This is a genomic window from Schleiferia thermophila, assembly GCF_003337435.1.
Lineage (GTDB): Bacteria > Bacteroidota > Bacteroidia > Flavobacteriales > Schleiferiaceae > Schleiferia > Schleiferia thermophila.
In genome coordinates this window covers 360933-380312 of sequence record NZ_QPJS01000002.1, presented here as the reverse complement: position 1 = coordinate 380312, position 19380 = coordinate 360933, and the positions used below count along the sequence as shown (strand labels likewise).

Here is a 19380-nt window from a genome sequence, read left to right as displayed (position 1 = left end):
GCAAACCTACAAAATCTCATTTCTGCTGCTCTTGAAAAAATTTTTATTTTTCACGTGCCTTGAGATAAAATTCAATCAATCCCGTCGTAGAGCCATCGTGCTGCAGACGTATCTTGCCCTCCTCCAGCTCCGGCAATATCCTGTTGGCCAGTTGCTTTCCAAGCTCCACTCCCCACTGGTCGTAAGAATAAATATTCCATACCACCCCCTGCAAAAAGATTTTGTGCTCATACATCGCAATCAAACTCCCTAAAGTCTGCGGGGTCAACTGCGGATATAAGATACTCGTGGTTGGCTTATTCCCCTCAAAAACCTTAAAAGGAGCCAAAAACTCAATATCCTCCGCCGAGGCCCCCGATGCTTTCAGCTCCTCCACCACTTCCTCGCGGCTTTTCCCTATCATCAAAGCCTCCGTTTGGGCAAAAAAATTGGCCAGCAGCTTCTCATGGTGGTCTTTATACGGCGCTACGGGCTTTATCCCCGCCAGAAAATCACATGGTACCAGACGCGTCCCTTGATGCAGAATCTGAAAAAAAGCATGCTGACCATTGGTCCCCGGCTCACCCCACACAATAGGACCTGTTTTATACTTCACCAGTTTGCCATTCCGGTCTACGGACTTTCCGTTGCTCTCCATATTACCTTGCTGAAAATAGGCCGGAAACCTGCTCAGATATTGGTCATAGGGCAGTATCGCCTCCGTTTCAGCCCCAAGAAAATTCACATACCAAATCCCGATAGCAGCCATCATAGCCGGAATGTTCTGCCGGAAAGGCGCCTTGAGCAAATGCTCATCCACCAGCCACGCCCCGTACAAAAATTCCATAAACCGTTCATATCCGACACGTATCATTACCGGCAGCCCGATGGCACTCCACACCGAAAACCTCCCTCCTACCCAATCCCAAAACTCAAACATATTCTCCACATCAATCCCAAATTCTCTCACCTTCTCCCCGTTGGTCGATACGGCCATAAAGTGCCTGGCTACATCCTCCGGCTTGCCCCCCTGGTCAAAAAACCACCTCCTGGCCGTATGCGCATTGGCCATCGTCTCCTGTGTTGTAAACGTCTTGGATGCCACTATAAAAATTGTCGTCTCAGCATCCACTTTTTTTAAGGTTTCCCAGATATGGGCACCATCCACATTTGATACAAAGTGAAACCTCAGCCTTGGGTGCCCATAGGCTTTCAGTGCCTCGGTCACCATCAGCGGCCCCAGGTCAGAGCCCCCGATTCCAATGTTTACCACATCTGTTATGGCCTTGCCGCTGTATCCTTTCCAGTCATCGCTGCGCACCTTATCACTGAAAGAACGCATCTTCTCCAGCACAGCTCTCACATCACCCCGCACATCCCTCCCCCCGGTCACCGACGGCCTCTCACCCCAATGATTGCGAAGCGCCGTATGAAACACCGCGCGTTTTTCCGTCCTGTTAATCAGTTCACCCCCAAACTGCGCATCGATGGCCTCCCTCCAGCCACACACCTCAAATAACTCTTCCAGCAATCCCAGCGTGCGCTCCGTCACCAGATTCTTCGAAAAATCCACCAACCAACCCTCCCATTCAATACTGAATTTTCTAAATCGCTGATCGTCAGCCTTAAAAAGCTCCTTTAATCTCCAGCCCTCCGCCTCTTTGGCATGTCGCTCCAGCGCTCTCCACGCCTGTGTTTCTGTAGGATTTACGTTTTTCATCACCACACACTTGTTTCTGCAAAGAAACCTCCCATGATCCCATCCCTCAAAAATCAATTTTCCACACCCATAGGATTCCGTCAATTTCCAAAATATTTTTTATTCCTTGGGCGTGCCCCCGCGCGCCGGCCTCTGAAACAGAGGCCTTACCGCGCGGGGTCGGGCTGCTCCGGGGTACGCTTCGCTCCCGTGCTCCGCACCGCCCTGCGGGCGCCCTCCGCATCCCTCACGCACAGCTCCTCTGTATGGACCCTCTATATCGATACTCCTTATCGTCAAATACTCCTAAAGCAAATCACCCTAGCAACACACCCCACTAAGCTCACCATACCCCTCAGCACCCCTCCAATCCCATTCACTGCCCCATATTTTTCCATAAAAACATACTACACTTCCACATCACCCAAACCAACAGCATCCATACCTCCACACCGTACCACCAGACTTGCAAAACACCCTGTTGCAATATGTCTCTTCTTTCAGACCTTTGTCTCTGTCAGTTCAAGGTGACCACAACCCATCGTATGCCAATAAAAAACATTCAACATATCCAACGATTTCTATCCAAGCACAAAGAGTTTTTTATCATCTTCCTGCTGCTTACCCTGATCGCTTTAATCACCCGACCGGGCACCGACAGCATCCCGACTTCCCATACCGAAATCGAAATTGAAAACCTCCCCCGCATCTACCAATCCGATACTACACACCTCCAAATCGAAATTTCCTATGTAAAACCCCAAAAAAACAAAAAAATCCCCTCCAGCGTCACCGTCAACTTCCATACCTTCAACTACCACCCCTCCAAAGGAAAATGGTACCTCACCAAATACGACATTGCTTCCCTGCTCCCTGACTTTACCATCCTGAAAATCAATCCCGACACCCTGTGGTTCAGCCCATGGTTCAGTGCAGCCCGAAAGGTGCCGGTGGTAGTCAATACCACCATCCCCCATCCCTTTGAACTCATCAGCCTGCATCTGGAGCCCGACTCCATCCCCTTGCTGTACCGACCCTCCGACGGAGCCAACTTCAATGAAATACACCTCGGTACCATCCGCCTGAAAAATGACCGGCGCCATCAGACCTTCACCCTTCCCGTAAAAAAATACCTTCCCAAAGGCACCCACTCCAACGTGAAAAAAATCACCATTCGCGCTGAAATAGGGCATTGGAAGCCAACACATCTCCTCATCCACACCCTTATATCCGACAAAAGCTACCTGGCACACGTCTACCTGGAAATACCCGTAGACGACCATCCCTCCGATGCTCAGCAATGCATACAAATCATCCAAACACCTCAAGGCGATTTTCAGGTAAATCACAAACCATCCACCACAAATCGCAGGATACGAAACCTCAAACTCATCGGCATTAATGCAATCGACGGATAAAAAACCTCTCATAGTCGGCCTCACCGGCGGCATAGGCAGCGGTAAAAGCACTGCAGCTGCCGTATTTGCCCGGCTGGGCATACCTGTCTACCAGGCAGATGACCACGCCCGTACCCTCGCCGACTCAGACCCCGATATCAGAAGTCAGATAGCCGCCGAATTTGGCACCCGGGCCCTCACCACCGACGGTCTCAACCGCCCTTATCTCTCCAAAACAGTCTTTACCAATCCCGAAAAACTTCAAAAACTCAACTCCATCATTCACCCCCACGTCAGAAAACACTTCCACCTTTGGTACTCCAGACAAAAATCACTCTACATCGTCAAAGAAGCCGCTATCCTCTTCGAAGCCGGCACTTCGTCCGAATGCGACCTGATAATCAATGTTATAGCCCCCGAAGAAATGCGCGTTAAGCGCGTTGTGCAGCGCTCCGGCCTCACCCGCGAAGAAGTTCACAATCGAATCCGACGCCAATGGACCGACAGCCAACGTATGGCATGGGCCGACTACAACATACTCAACGACGGAAACCACTCACTCATTCATCAAATCCTCCACATCCATGAAGATATTGTCCGCAGAGCAAATCAGAGAAGCTGACCGCTACACCATCCAAAACCGCCCCATCGCCTCCATCGACCTCATGGAAGCAGCAGCCTCAGCCTGGGTAGAGACATTCCTCCAATCCCTCTTATACTCCCACCGCAAATCCATCATCATCGTCTGCGGACCCGGCAACAACGGAGGCGATGGACTGGCCATAGCACGCATGCTAAAACCACTCAACAACGTTACCGTCTACCTGATGCCCTCCGACAACTACTCCCCCGACAACCTCGCCAACCAACAACGACTCCGGGAAAGCGGCATTCAACCCCTGCTCCTTCACACAACCGATATCCTCACGCTTCCACCCGATGCCGTCCTCATCGATGCACTCTATGGCTCCGGACTCAACCGCCCTCTGACAGGCCTGAGTGCCGATATAGTCCGCAAGATAAACGCCTCCGGTGTGCCAGTTGCCGCTGTTGACCTCCCCTCCGGCATGTTTGCCGACTCTAACGACCACAACACACTCCACACCATCGTAAAAGCCTCATTGACCATCACTTTCCACCTACCAAAACTCGCCCTCCTCATGATGCCCACCGGTGAGTTGGCAGGCGAAATCAAAATAGTTAACATCGGCCTCGACAGCTCATTTATCGACCAACAGGAATCTCCACACCACCTACAAGATGCCGACAGTGTAAAAGTACTCTACAGACCGCGCAGCCTGTGGATGCACAAAGGCCAGGCCGGCCGCGGTCTGCTGATTGGAGGTATTGGCCACACCGCAGGTGCAGTGCTGCTGGCCTCCTCAGCAGCCCTCAGATCGGGTATAGGCCTTCTCTACACCGCATGTGGACTGCGGGCAGCCCAGGCACTGCCCGTCCATCGCCCCGAAGCCATCGCCCTTGACCTCAATGAAACTGATTTACCCGACCTGGTCTCATCCCTTGAACCGGATGCCATAGCCATCGGTCCGGGCCTGGGCACCTCCCAGGCCTCCGCTGAATTGCTCAATGAAATACTGGAATACCCCATTCCCACTGTTTTGGACGCCGATGCGCTCAACCTCATTGCCAAGCATCGCTGGCTTCACAGACTTGGCCCCAACCATCTCATCACCCCTCATCCCAAAGAAGCCCTCAGACTTTTTGGCCAGGCTAAACCCTTTGAATTCCATCAAAACCTCCTCAAATTCAGCCAATCTTCAAAAACCGTCATAGCCTTCAAAGGGCGTTTCACCCGAATATACACCCCGGAAGGAATCGTCTGGTTCAACAACAGTGGAAATCACGGCATGGCCACAGCCGGCTCAGGCGATGTACTCACCGGAGTATTGCTCGCCCTGCTGGCCGCCGGATATCCCGTGGCACAGGCTGCCCGTCTGGGCGTTTGGCTTCACGGAGCCGCCGGCGATGCTGCACTGCTGCGTCTCAATAGTCCTGAATCGCTCATTGCCGGCGATATTATCAACCACCTCCACCAGGCTTTTCACCAACTATCTTCTTCCACCTGACCATTTAAGTAAGACACCTTGTGACACCGACCTCAAACCACCAGCCTTAGAATCACGCCAGCCAGCAGTTTACCGTTCCACCCGCTTCAGGAAACTCCTTTCCGCGACACCTGCTGTATTATCGGCAGCTAACCCAATCCTTAGCCACTTCACTGCTGACCATTGGCTCATCTCTCCAGGTTGATGGCGAAAACCCACCTTTACACTGCCATTTTTACCGAAATAAAACTCAAAACTGCTCAACCCCCGACATTTTGGCGCTAGAAAAAAGTTGGGTAGATTGTTGTTAATAAGTTTTCAACAAAATTTCCACGATATGAATCTCAACAACCTCACCATAAAATCACAGGAAGTGCTCCAGGAAGCCCGAAACATCGCTTCTGAGCGCTCCCATCAAGCCATAGACAACATTCACCTTCTCCAGGCCATGCTCGCCGAAGATAGCGGATTTACCAAATCTATCCTATCCAAAATGAGCGTGCCCGTTCACACCGTAGAACAAGCCGTCAGACGTACGCTCGACAGCATGCCCCGCGTGCAAGGTGGAGACGTCTATTTCAGCCGTTCCATCTCCGATGCCCTCAACCACGCTGCCAAAACAGCCAAGGAAATGGGCGATGAATACATCACCCTCGAACACCTGCTAATCGGCATACTAAAAAGCAACGACACCGCCTCCCGCATCCTCAAGGATGCAGGCCTCACCGAAAAAGACCTCCTGCGCACCATACAAACCATACGCGGAGGCACCAAAGCCACTTCTGCCAGCATCGAAGATACCCACAATGCCCTGAGCAAATACGCCAAAAACCTCAACGCCCTTGCTCGCGACAACAAACTCGACCCCGTAATCGGGCGCGACGAAGAAATCAGACGCGTCCTCCAAATCCTGTCTCGACGTACCAAAAACAACCCCATCCTCATCGGAGAGCCCGGCGTCGGTAAAACCGCCATCGTAGAAGGAATGGCACACCGCATCATCAATGGCGATGTGCCCGAAAACCTGAAAGACAAAGTCATCTACGCCCTCGACATGGGCGCCCTCATCGCCGGCGCCAAATACAAAGGCGAATTCGAAGAACGCCTCAAAGCCGTAGTCAAGGAAGTAACCCAAAGCGATGGCCAAATCGTCCTCTTTATCGACGAAATCCACACCCTCGTAGGAGCCGGAGCCGGCGAAGGCGCTATGGACGCTGCCAACATCCTCAAACCAGCCCTCGCTCGCGGTGAGCTCAGAGCCATCGGCGCCACCACACTAGGCGAATACCAAAAATATTTCGAAAAAGACAAAGCCCTCGAACGCCGATTCCAAAAAGTACTCGTCGACGAACCACAGCCGGAAGACGCTATCGCCATCCTGAGAGGCATCAAAGACCGCTACGAAATGCACCACAAAGTCCGCATCAAAGACGAAGCCATCGTAGCCGCCGTAGAACTCTCCACCCGCTACATCACCGACCGCTTCCTCCCCGATAAGGCCATCGACCTCATGGACGAAGCCGCCTCTCGCCTCCGCATGCAAATCAACAGCAAACCCGAAGAAATCGACGACCTCGACCGCAAAATACGACAGCTCGAAATCGAGCTCGAAGCCATGAAACGCGAAAACGACGAAAAACGCATCGCTCTCATCCGCGAAGAACTCGCCGAACTCAACGAAAAACGTTCCGCCCTCAATGCCGCTTGGCTACGCGAAAAAGAAGCCATCGAACACCTGCAATCCCTCAAAAAACAACTCGAAGACCTCCGCATCCAGGCTGAAGCTGCCGAACGCGCCGGTGACTACGGCCGCGTAGCCGAAATCCGCTATGGCCGCATCAAAGAAGTCGAAAACCAACTCAAAGAAGCCGAACGACAACTCAACACCCAAGGCAACCGCTTCATCAAAGAAGAAGTCGACGCCCAGGAAATCGCCGAAGTCGTATCCCGCTGGACCGGAATCCCCGTCTCCAAAATGCTCGAAAGCGAACGCGAAAAACTCCTTCGCCTCGAAGAAGAACTCCACAAACGCGTCGTCGGTCAGGATGAAGCCATTGCTGCCGTCGCCGACGCCATTCGTCGCAGCCGCGCCGGCCTACAGGACCCCAGACGACCCATCGGCTCCTTCATCTTCCTCGGAACCACCGGCGTCGGTAAAACCGAGCTCGCCCGCGCCCTGGCCGAAGTCCTCTTCAACGACGAAAAAGCCATGGTCCGCATCGACATGAGCGAATACCAAGAACGGCACACCGTCAGCCGTCTCATCGGCGCGCCCCCGGGATACGTAGGCTACGACGAAGGCGGACAACTCACCGAAGCCATACGCCACCGCCCCTACAGCATCGTCCTGCTCGACGAAATCGAAAAAGCCCACCCAGATGTCTTCAACATACTCCTCCAGGTACTTGACGACGGCCGGCTCACCGACGCCAAAGGCCGCACCGTCAACTTTAAAAACACCATCATCATAATGACCTCCAACATAGGCTCCCACCTCATCCAGGAACGCCTCGAAGAAATCAACAGCAGCTCCCGCGAGCAAATCCTCGAATCCCTCCGCGATGAAGTATTCGCCCTTCTCAAGCGAAGCATCCGCCCGGAATTCCTCAACCGCATCGACGAAGTCATTATGTTCGCCCCGCTCAGCAGCGAACAGATGAACGATATCGTGCGCCTGCGTCTCAACGAAGTCAAAAAACTACTCGAATCCCAAAACATCACCCTCGAATACACCGACGAAGCCATTCGCTACCTCGCCGAAGCCGGTTACGACCCCCAATTTGGCGCCCGGCCCGTCAAGCGACTCATCCAAAAACTAGTCCTCAACCAACTCTCCAAAGAAATCCTCTCCGGCCGCCTCACCCCCGAAAGCGTCATACTGCTCGACCACGACGGCCGGGACTTCACCTTCACCAATATCGAAGTCCCGGAAATCACAGAAGAATAATCCCATACACCCAGCACCCAATCCCCCGTCCTTACCCCCAAGGGCGGGGATTTTTTTTTCTTAGGGCGTGCCCCTGCGCGCCGGCCTTGCGGCCTTTACGCGCAGGGTCAGGCTGCTCCGGGGTACGCTTCGCTCCCGTGCTCCGCACCGCCCTGCGGGCGCCCTCCGCATCCCTCACGCAATACACCAGCCGCAAAAACTCCATCCCATATCAATCCATGGCCAACAACCTCAGACTCACCACACCCATTCCCTCAAATCCCCCCTAAATACATCCACTCTGATCAAAAGCCAACCCCACCCGAAACCATACACACCTTACCCTGAGACACCACATCCACTCCTCCCACCCCTACCAGCCCCCTTCGATCCTCCACTCCATCCAAACCCCCGGACAATACCCCAAAAAGCTCCACATTCAATCACAGCAAATACCCCACTTCCATACCACAGACTACTGTACCTTTGAGCCCATCATTTTACAACAACTACTTGGATAGAAATCTGGTCATAATTCCCACCTACAACGAAGCCGAAAACATCGGGCCCCTGCTGCAAACCATCATGGACTTGCCCGTGGCCTTTGAAGTACTGATTGTAGACGATAACTCACCAGACGGCACAGCCGACATCGTCAGACAATTTCAACCCACCTTCCCCGGGCGCATCCACCTCATCCAGCGCCCCGGCAAATTAGGCCTAGGCACAGCCTACATTACCGGATTCAAATTCGCTCTTAGGCACAAGTACGACTACATCTACGAAATGGATGCCGACTTCTCCCATAACCCCCAGGACCTCATTCGCCTCTATGAAGCCTGCAGAGCAGGAGGAGCCGACCTGGCCATAGGCTCCAGGTATGTCACCGGCGTCAATGTCATCAATTGGCCCATGTCACGCGTAATACTTTCGTATTTTGCCTCCCGCTACGTTCGATTCGTCACCGGATTGCCGGTACACGATGCCACCGCCGGCTTTAAATGTTATGCCAGACGCGTGCTGGAAAGCATCAATCTCGACCGCGTTCGCTTCATAGGCTATGCCTTTCAGATAGAAATGAAGTACATTACGTGGAAAAAAGGCTTCACCATAAAAGAAATACCCGTAATTTTCACCGACCGAAGCAATGGCACTTCAAAAATGTCCAAAGGAATCATCTGGGAAGCCATCTTCGGAGTCATCAAGCTTAAGATCAGAAGCATACTAAAACCATTTTAAAACCCCTTATGGCCAGACACACACTCATCAAAAACGCCAGACTGGTCAACGAAGGCAAAACCACCGAATCCGACCTGCTGATCACCGGAGAGAGAATCAGTAAAATAGCCCCCTCCATATCCCCGCACAACGCCAACACCAAAATCATCGACGCCATGGGAAAATACCTGCTTCCAGGCATCATCGATGACCAGGTGCACTTCAGAGAACCCGGCCTCACTTACAAAGGCACCATCTACTCCGAAAGCCGGGCCGCCCTGGCCGGAGGAGTCACATCCTACATCGAACAGCCCAATACCAATCCCCCCGCCACCACCATTGAACTCCTTCACCAGAAATACCACATCGCCGAAAAAACCAGCTGGGCCAACTTTGGCTTTAATCTCGGAGCCAGCAACGACAATATAGAAGAAATCAAAAAAGCAGCCTCCTCCAAAGCCGCCGGAATTAAAGTATTCATGGGCTCCAGTACCGGAAATATGCTCGTCGATAATCCCGCCACTTTAGAAGCCCTTTTCAGGGATAGCCCTCTGCTGATCATCACCCACTGCGAAGACGAAACAACCATTCGCCAAAATCAGCAGAAATACATTGACCTGATAGGTCGAAATCAACTTACGGCTCGCTATCACCCACTCATCCGCAGCCACGAAGCTTGCCTGCTCTCAACTCAAACGGCCATCTCACTGGCCAAAAAATTCAATTCCAGACTCCACATCTACCACATCAGCACAGCACAGGAAGCCGTAATTTTTGAAAACAAAGTCCCCCTCGAAAAAAAGAAAATCACAGCCGAAGCATGCATCCACCACCTTTGGTTTTCCGATGCCGACTACGCCGATAAAGGAAATCTGATCAAGTGGAACCCTTCCGTAAAAACAACCGCCGACAGAGAAGCCATCTGGAAAGCCCTCCTCGAAAACCGCATCGACATCATCGCCACCGACCACGCCCCGCACACCCTCGAAGAAAAACAAAAACCCTACATCGACGCCCCATCAGGCGGCCCTCTCGTACAGCACAGCCTCAATGCAATGATGGAATTTGTCAAAGAAGGACGCATCACCATCGAACGCCTCGTCGAAAAAATGTGTCACAACCCCTCCATACTGTTTCGGATTAAAGACCGCGGATTTATCCGCGAAGGCTACTTCGCCGACCTCGTACTCCTCCATCCGGCCATGCCCTATACAGTCAACAAAGACAACATTTTTTACAGCTGTGGCTGGTCACCTTTTGAAGGCATCAGCTTTAAATCCAGAGTAACTCACACCTTCGTAAACGGACAGTTGATGTATGAAAACGGAAAATTCAGCAGTTTCAAAAATGCCATGTCTCTGGAATTTACGCGCGATTAGCATCGGCTGCCTTCTGCTGGTGCTGCCTGCGTGTGTCAAGGTCGAAATACCACCCGATGTTCTGCCACCCGAACAAATGGCCAGCATACTGGTCGATATCCACCTGCTCGAAGGCAGACGCTCCGGCGATAAAGTCCTGTACAGCGAAAACCATCTGATGGAAGACTATTACAAAGCAATCTTCGAAAAACACTCCATCACCGATGAGCAATATCGCCGGTCACACCACTTTTATACACAATACCCCGACCTGTTTTCAAAAATCTACGACCAGGTCATAGGAGACCTCCAACTCCTGCAGGTAGAAATCACAGACCCCACGGCGCCAGCCAGCGACGACAATTTTTAAACCTATCTTATCGTTCAGCACTGTAAATTTGCCCGTAAGGGCATCAACAATTCAAACTTAATGCATTTAAAAAAAGCTATCCTCGCACTCACGCTTGCTGCATTACATCAGGTTTCAGCACAAATTGACGTCAACGACAGTCTGGTTATATATCAAGACTCTGCTTCCGCATCCCATCGACTTGAAATTTCAGACGACCCCTTCGCCAAAACACTGGACGAATTGTTTAAACTAAACTTGTTCAGAACTACCCAAAGATGGGAAGAGCGAAATGAATATACAGCAGACTTTTCATCCATCCCCGACAGCCTCTTTGAATACAGACTTCGCAAGCTCGACCACAAAACCCCACTCCAGCTGACCTATAACCGCGAAGTTCGCCAGTACATCGAAATGTATCTTCGCAAGCATCAGTTAGTATCTCGAATGATGGGACTCTCTCAGCTCTACTTCCCCATCTTCGAAGAAGTATTCGACAAACACAACATTCCATTAGAAATCAAATACCTGGCAATGGTCGAATCCGCCCTTAACCCCCGGGCTACCTCAGTAGCCGGAGCACAGGGACTTTGGCAGTTTATCTACTCCACCGGAAGGCTGATGGGCCTCAGTATTACCAGCTACATCGATGAGCGAAACGACCCCTACAAATCCACTGAAGCAGCAGCGCGCTTCCTAAAACAGCTCTATCGCTGGTTTAACGACTGGAACCTCGCTCTGGCCGCCTACAACTCCGGCCCGGGCAATGTGACAAAAGCCATCCGAAGAAGCGGAGGAAAAACCAACTACTGGGAGCTCAGACCTTACCTCCCTAGGGAAACAGCCGGCTATGTACCTGCCTTCATCGCAGTAAACTATGTGATAAACTACGCACACGAACATGGAATCTACCCCCTTGAGCCGGAAATCACTTTTTACGACCTTGATACCGTGGTCGTTAGAGAGCCCGTCGATCTGCGCCATCTGGCCGAAGTCCTCGAAATGCCCGCAGAAATGATCAGCTTTTTGAATCCACAATATCGACATTACATCATACCCTCCAGCGAAGACAATCTTTACTTCATCGCTTTACCCAGAGACAAATGGGGACTCTTCGTAGCCAACGAAGACACCATCTACACGTATCTAAAGGAAACCACCAGGTCATCTACCGAAATAGCCAACCGATTGAGAGCCAATGCCGAAGCATCACCACTTACCTCTGGCGACAGAGTCGTGCACACTGTAAAAAGAGGTGAATCTTTAGGTGCAATTGCCAAAAAATACAAGGTAAATATTTCAGATATCAAACGATGGAATAACCTTCGATCCAACAACATACACCCAAACCAGAGATTGACCATATACCGAAACAGGCAAGGGCCATCCGCATCCAACGCTTTAGCATCTGCCTCCTCTGCAAAAGAACAAATTCCAGTGATCAGACACAATTCCGGTACAACAAAGAACGATAACTCCAGAAACAATGTACAATATTACACCGTAAATCCAGGAGACACACTTTATAGCATTGCGAGAAGATATCAGGGCGTACGGGTTGAAGACCTTATGGCATGGAACAATCTCAAAGATGCCCGCGACCTGAAATCCGGTATGAAGCTTAAGATTTACCTCAATTGAAAAAGACAATATTCTTACTTGTTTTTTCCTTCCTGTACTTTATTACTCTGCCAAGTTGCGAATCTACATCTGACCAACATGCAGGCCCCCCCTCAAAAAAACAGCAAACAGCACTACCCCCAAGCACGGGATCCAGATGCGAAATCTTAGTAGTTTGCACCGAGCACCTCTGGAATTCCCGAGCCCTAATACCCCTTAAAAACGAACTCCTCCGCCCTCAGCCAGGACTACCTCAGCCGGAGCCATATTTCTCAATTTTGCGCGTTGACCCGGTAAACTTCAAAAATGTCATTCAAAGAAATAAGGCCGTCATCATCATCGAAGAATCAGACACTACCACCTTTCAATGGAAGTCCAATGCATTCTCCAAACCACAACAGTTAGCTCTATTTACCTACTCAGACCTCAGACAACTTTATGTGCTCACAGCGCGTCATAGAAGTGAAATTTTCAGTCGTTTTCGCGAACAAGATTTGAATTTCACCCGCAGAACACTTCTGACCTCCGGTGCAAAATGGAAAAAAGCCACTGAAGAAGAAAGCATCCGACTGTTAATGCCACAAGGTTATACCGAGGTAGTAAAAAAAAACAACCTAAGTATATTCTTCGCACAGTCTTCTAAAACACATCATGTAATCATGGTCTACACCAGACCATGGGACCCGGAAGGCCACCTGCTCAATGAATGGGAGATTATAGCAATCCGTGATTCACTGACCAGAATTCATACCCAATCCTCTCGTCCGGGCAGCTACACCATGGTGGACACCTCCATCACCCCCTTGTCTCAAACCATAAATTTTAACGGCAGCCTGGCTATCGAAATGAGGGGTCTCTACAAGTCGGTAAATGACTTCCTCGGGGGACCTTTCTACTCCATTACAATTTTTGACGAAAAATACCGTAGAATCATACTGCTTGATGCCTTTCTACAGGCCGTAGGTCTTAACAAACGAAACATGCTTTTCGAAATGGAATCTGTGCTGAAAAGTGCAGAATTTTAATCCCTAATGGAAATATAATTCCCTATTTGGGAAAATTTCAATTTCACAAAAAGGACTAAAATCTTCATTATCAGTATTTAAATCGATTTGGCATAATTAAAGCAAATTCTTTAAGAACAAATAACCTCACCGATGAAAAAGTATTTTAACCTTATTGCAATTATCATCATCTCTCTGAACATTTTTACACATTGTAAAAAAGACAAAATCGATGATAATCAGAATACCGCCCACATCTCTTCCATGAAAGAACTTCAGGTACCTTCGGGTTTTGATTTCTCAACCATGAGAGAAATAGACTTTACTGCATCCATCGAGGATGATATGTTTGGCAACAACAAGTACAAAATAGAACTCTTTGACAAATTTCCAAGTGAGGGTACTTCCCCCAGAGTAGTAGTGATAGCCTCTAAAAACCAAAACGCATCGGTAAAAGCCAGGATAAGCCGCGCCGTAAAAAATGTTTTCGTAGTAGTCAATTACCCCAATGGAATAAGGGACATGCGCACCGTATCCATAGAGGGCGATAAGGTAAACTTCACCTTCAAAAAAATGGGCCGCCCCCAGCGTAAAACTCAAATCAATCCCAACGGATGCACCGGATGTACCGTAACACTTAACAACTTCTCCAACTACAACGGCAACTTTTGGGGCAATGAAATCATATGCATCAGCGGCACCTTCACCGGTGGCTTCAACATTGGTGGCAATGTTCAGGTACGCATTTGTCCCGGAGCCAACGTCAACTTTAGTTATTTTAATGCAAATAACAATGCCTCCCTTGAAATCAATGCCGGGGCTACCCTGACTACCGGAAATATCAATTTCAACGGCAATACTTCAGCCTTCAGAAACTGGAGCAACAACGTAACCATCACCTCCAACTTCTCCCCAAACGGAAAAGTCTACAACGAAGGAATCCTAAACATCAACGGACAATTCAACTGCAACTCAGGCAGCGAAATCGTAAACTATGGTGAAATCAATACAACTTCCGATATCAACATCAACCATAAGTTCCTCAATCATGGAAAAGTTGCCAGTGGAAATACCATCCACTTCAACAGGTCATCGAATGTCCAGAATTACTGCTCCATGACGGCTAACAATAATTTTCACTTCAACGGTATACTAGAAAACTGCTCTTACATGCGCTGCAACAATGAAATGTATGTCAACTCCAGCACTACCATTACCTTGTACGATGGCGCCATGATTAAAGGCGGTACAGGCAATACCTACTTCAACAAGGTCATACAAGCCTATGGAAGTACTTCCAGTATTGTAATTCCCGGCCCGCTGACCATTAACAGCTCCGGTGGTATTGCTGGCAATGTAGAGCTCTGTGCAACCAATATAGTGGCAAATAATGGGGCAATTGTAGCTCCGGCCTCCATCGGATGCAACAATTTTATCCCCACTTCACCCTGCAATCCTGAAGGATTCGGAACACCTTCAATTGTAGATTCAGATGGTGATGGAGTACCCGACAACATCGACGAATACCCCAACGATCCCCTCCGCGCTTACAACCTCTATTTCCCTTCACAAAATGGGTTTAATACCCTTGCTTTTGAAGACCTGTGGCCAGCCTATGGAGATTTTGATTTCAACGATCTGGTCATTCACAACAGAATGCACTTTGTACTCAATGCCAATATGGGCGCTGTGGAACTCTTTTACACCTACAAAGTAGTTGCTATTGGAGCTTCCCAACGAAATGCTTTCGGCATTCAGTTTGACAATTTACTTCCCTCTGCCATTCAATCCGTTGATGGTCAATTGCTCTCCGGCTTCACAAGCATTGCCCCCAACGGCACTGAAAACGGACAAAGCAAAGCTGTGGTCATTATTTTCGACAACGCGTTCAGCGCCCTGCCAAATCCAGGAACCCTATTTGTCAATACAGTGCCCAATCAAACATTTGTAGCCCCAATCGAACGGGTTGTTACCATAAACTTCAGCTCTCCGATACCCATAGCCAATATCGGCGATTGGAATCCTTTCACGATCGTAAATCAAAACCGGGGCCGCGAGGTGCACTTGCCGGGTTTTCAACCCACCGACCTGGCCAACACCACTCTGTTTGGCACCATCGACGACAATACCGGCGCCAGCGGATTTCTCAATTACACCAGCAAAACAGGTCTTCCTTGGGCCATTGAAATTCCTGATATTTGGAAATACCCCATCGAAAAAGAAGATATTGTAGGTGTTTACCAGCAATTTGCGCCATGGGCACAAAGTGGAGGAGTTCAATACCCCCTTTGGTATGTGGACAATGGCAACAACGTCGTCACTTCAAAAATATACAACCCATAAAATACTACTGATAGTACAATCCTGTCAATCGCCCCGACCAATGGTTCGGGGCGATTGTATTTTTTGCAATTTGATTTTCAATATTATAGTCAACTAATCGAATCCCAAATTTTTTGCTCAGGTATTCTTATACTTGCACTACAAAGATTTGGAAATGAAAAATTGGTTTATACTGCTTAGCTTACTTGCATCGTTGTATACCCTTCAGGTCAATGCACAGAGAAAACGTGCAACCACAACCCCTGATAAAAAACAGGAAAAAATAAATCTGTCAGCCCTTAAATGGCGCAGCCTTGGACCTGCAACCTTCGGCGGCCGAATTGCAGACATCGCTGTTAATCCTATGGATTTCAAAGAGTTCTATCTTGCTGTTGCCTCCGGTGGAATTTTTAAAACAACCAATGGCGGGGTCACTTTCACTCCGATTTTCGAAAATCAGCCCTCCTACTCCATCGGATGCCTGGCTGTAGATCCCAAAAATCCCAAAGTAATCTGGGCAGGCACCGGAGAAAACAACAACCAACGCTCCGTCGGATACGGAGATGGCGTTTACAAATCAATAGACGGAGGCAATACCTGGCAAAATATGGGACTTAAAACCAGTGAACACATTGGTATGATAACCATAGATCCCCGAAACTCTGACCATATATACGTGGCAGCTTATGGCCCCCTTTGGTCTAAAGGTGGTGAAAGAGGAATTTACAAGACAACTGACGGCGGAAAAACCTGGAACAGAATACTGCACGTAAGTGACCACACCGGTTTTAACGAAATTCACATCGACAAAACCAACCCCGACAGACTTTATGCCACTGCTCACCAAAGGCGCAGGCATACCTTTACCTACATATCCGGCGGACCAGAAAGCGCACTTTATGTCAGCAATGATGCCGGAGCGACTTGGTCAAAAGTAACCAACGGACTGCCCAAAGACGCTGATATGGGACGCATCTCCCTGGCCCAAAGCCCCGCCAATCCCCAGCGAATATATCTGATGATCGAGGGGCATGGCATATATGTTTCCGACGATCGGGCAGGCTCCTTTCGCAAGACGAATGACTACTACTCATCAGGAAACTACTATGTAGAGCTCATACCTCATCCTACCGATGAGCTTACGTGCTTTAGCATGGACACCTACACCCATATCACCACCGATGGAGGTAAGACCTGGACACGCTGGACCGAAGACAAAAAGCATGTAGACAATCACGCCCTCTGGATCAATCCTTTAAACCCCAATCACATGCTCAATGGAAACGACGGAGGACTCTACGAAACGTTTGATGCCGGTAAGTCGTGGAGATTTATCGACAATCTGCCGATTCTGCAACTGTATAGGGTATCAGTGGACAATGCTGGGCCATTCTACAATGTATACGGAGGTACACAGGACAACAGCTCTGTTGGTGGCCCCTCCCGCACGCGTTTTGTGCAGGGGATCACCAATGCCGATTGGTTTGTAACCCAAGGAGGTGATGGCTTCAAAACTCAGATAGACCTTCAAAACCCCAACATCATATACGCCCAGTATCAATACGGAGGACTCGCCCGCTACGATAAAGCTACAGGAGAGCGGGTAATGATCCGCCCCATTGAAGAACCGGACAGTCCAGCTTATCGGTTTAATTGGGATGCTCCGCTCATTCTCAGCAATCACACACCGGGCACCTTGTATTTTGCGGCTCAGAAAGTGCTGAAATCATCCGACTATGGCAATTCCTGGCAAGAGGTCAGTCCTGACCTGAGCAGAGGCATCGACAGGAATACCCTCCAAGTAATGGACCGCTATTGGGGCATAGATGCAGTAGCCAGACACCGAAGTACAACCCCCTATGGCAATATATTGCAGCTAACAGAATCGCCATTAAAAGCCGGCAGGCTGGCAGCCGGCACCGACGACGGCCTCATCCATATCACCGACGACGATGGAAAGACCTGGAGAAAAGCCGCTGCCCTACCGGGTGTTCCTGAGCGAGCTTTCATTAGCGCTCTTTTATGGTCAGCCCACAAAGAAGATGTGCTGTATGCCGCTGCCAATAATCATCAAGAGGGAGACTTTAGACCATACCTCTACAGGTCAGCCGACGCCGGGCGATCCTGGCAACCCATCACAAACGGGCTGCCGGATAGAGGTTCCGTCTGGTGTATCGCCGAAGACCCATTAGAAGAAAAGCTTTTATTTACAGGTACAGAATTTTCAATCTACACCAGCCTGGATGGTGGAAAAAATTGGCAAGCTCTCAATGGCGGACTACCCACCATTCCTGTGCGCGATATCGCCATTCAAACCACCCAGCACGATCTCGTGATTGCTACTTTTGGTCGGGGCTTTTATGTGCTTGACGATTACAGCGTCCTCCGGCAATTGGCCACAGAAGACTGGACAACGAAAAACTTTGCCGTTGCCAACGACAGACCCGGATTGCTCTTCCAGGAAGCCAATAAATACGGATATGGCAGAGCTGGTTTTCTGGGGGATGGATTTTACATGGCCGATAACCCCCCAATTGGAAAAACCTTTACTTTCTTTTTGAAGGAAGCCCCAAAAACACTCAAACAACTCAGAAAAGAAAAAGAAAAAAAACTCAACCCGGAGAAAGACCAATTCCCAAACCCTACACTCGATGAACTCAGAGCAGAAAAAACCGAAGAAGACCCGTATCTGATTTTTTCCATCCGTCAGGCAACTGGTGAGGAAATAGCTCGGTTTACAACCAATGCCTCAGCAGGGTTGCGCAGAATTTCCTGGGATGGCCGATACACCTCAAGAGCTTCTTTTCCATCCGGTAGTCATACCGACCTGAAAAGCTCCGCACACAAAGCCCCACCCGGCACTTATCAATTGAGTGTGTGGATGCATACCCGTGACACCCTTTATCCCCTTATTTCAAACCATCAATTTGAACTGCTGACTCTTGAGGCTGAAATATTTCCTCCGGCTAACAGAGAGAGCGTTCTCCAACATCGCATAAAAGCAGAAGAACTGCTTCGCCAGCTCACTGCCGCTACTTCCATGCTCGAAGAAATGCATAATGAGCTAAAATCCGTCAAACAAGCCCTGAGAATAATCCCTGGTTCCGATCCAAAATATCTCAATGAAGCAGCTTTCATTGAAAATCAATTGATGAATATCAGAATTGCCTTACAAGGCAACAGAATATTGGGCAATGACGAAATTCCCATGCCCACATCCATTTCCGAAAGGTTAAATCAAAGTTTTTATGCGCTGTATTATTACTCCGGTGAGCCGACAGGTACTGCACTTCGCCAGTTAGAAATAGTAGAAAATCAACTCCCCGATGTGTTGGAGAAAATCAGGCAAGCAAAGCAGAAAATCGATTTTCTGACTACCTATCTGATCGATATAGGAGGTCCCTATTGGAAGGGTAGACTTCCGGAAAACAATCGGTAAAAC

General features: G+C 49.5%; 12 protein-coding genes. 11 read left to right on the top strand and 1 reads right to left on the bottom strand.

Annotated features, from left to right (window positions below):
* Nucleotides 1–43: 43 nt before the first annotated feature.
* Nucleotides 44–1699 carry a glucose-6-phosphate isomerase gene (gene pgi, locus DES35_RS06770; RefSeq protein ID WP_114366168.1) on the bottom strand — a complete coding sequence of 552 codons (1656 nt, stop codon included), beginning with the start codon at nt 1697–1699 and terminating at the stop codon, nt 44–46.
* Between the two features lie 467 nt (nt 1700–2166).
* On the opposite strand from pgi, the gene DES35_RS06760 reads away from it, so the two are divergent.
* The 11 genes from DES35_RS06760 to DES35_RS06710 all read left to right on the top strand — a co-directional run bounded on the left by DES35_RS06760 (nt 2167) and on the right by DES35_RS06710 (nt 19377).
* Complete coding sequence (locus tag DES35_RS06760; protein ID WP_125039413.1) at nt 2167–3096, top strand: hypothetical protein; 930 nt, start codon at nt 2167–2169, stop codon at nt 3094–3096.
* Nucleotides 3080–3697 (top strand): dephospho-CoA kinase, encoded by a 618-nt coding sequence (gene coaE / locus DES35_RS06755; protein ID WP_114366165.1) that lies wholly within the window; start codon nt 3080–3082, stop codon nt 3695–3697. Before DES35_RS06760 ends, coaE begins: the two co-directional genes overlap by 17 nt.
* Nucleotides 3660–5162 carry a bifunctional ADP-dependent NAD(P)H-hydrate dehydratase/NAD(P)H-hydrate epimerase gene (locus DES35_RS06750; RefSeq protein WP_037357380.1) on the top strand — a complete coding sequence of 501 codons (1503 nt, stop codon included), beginning with the start codon at nt 3660–3662 and terminating at the stop codon, nt 5160–5162. Before coaE ends, DES35_RS06750 begins: the two co-directional genes overlap by 38 nt.
* Nucleotides 5163–5478: 316 nt before the next feature.
* A complete protein-coding gene (gene clpB / locus DES35_RS06745; protein ID WP_114366164.1) occupies nt 5479–8088 on the top strand; it encodes an ATP-dependent chaperone ClpB in 2610 nt (869 codons plus the stop codon).
* 492 nt (nt 8089–8580) lie between these two features.
* On the top strand, nt 8581–9306 hold the full coding sequence (locus DES35_RS06740) for a polyprenol monophosphomannose synthase (protein ID WP_037357376.1): 726 nt from the start codon (nt 8581–8583) through the stop codon (nt 9304–9306).
* An 8-nt stretch (nt 9307–9314) separates the two neighbouring features.
* Complete coding sequence (locus DES35_RS06735; RefSeq protein ID WP_037357374.1) at nt 9315–10664, top strand: dihydroorotase; 1350 nt, start codon at nt 9315–9317, stop codon at nt 10662–10664.
* Nucleotides 10633–11013: a DUF4296 domain-containing protein gene (locus tag DES35_RS06730; RefSeq protein WP_160171957.1), complete on the top strand. Its 381-nt coding sequence runs from the start codon at nt 10633–10635 to the stop codon at nt 11011–11013. The genes DES35_RS06735 and DES35_RS06730 overlap by 32 nt, the downstream gene beginning before the upstream one ends.
* 60 nt (nt 11014–11073) lie before the next feature.
* Complete coding sequence (locus tag DES35_RS06725) at nt 11074–12633, top strand: LysM peptidoglycan-binding domain-containing protein (RefSeq protein ID WP_051889204.1); 1560 nt, start codon at nt 11074–11076, stop codon at nt 12631–12633.
* Nucleotides 12630–13637 (top strand): DUF4837 family protein, encoded by a 1008-nt coding sequence (locus tag DES35_RS06720; RefSeq protein WP_037357370.1) that lies wholly within the window; start codon nt 12630–12632, stop codon nt 13635–13637. The genes DES35_RS06725 and DES35_RS06720 overlap by 4 nt, the downstream gene beginning before the upstream one ends.
* Before the next feature lie 132 nt (nt 13638–13769).
* Entirely contained in the window at nt 13770–15959 is a 2190-nt protein-coding gene (locus DES35_RS06715; RefSeq protein WP_114366163.1) for an LruC domain-containing protein, read from the top strand.
* A gap of 154 nt (nt 15960–16113) precedes the next feature.
* Nucleotides 16114–19377, top strand: coding sequence for a glycosyl hydrolase (locus DES35_RS06710; protein WP_125039412.1), 3264 nt, complete (start codon nt 16114–16116; stop codon nt 19375–19377).
* Nucleotides 19378–19380: the final 3 nt, after the last annotated feature.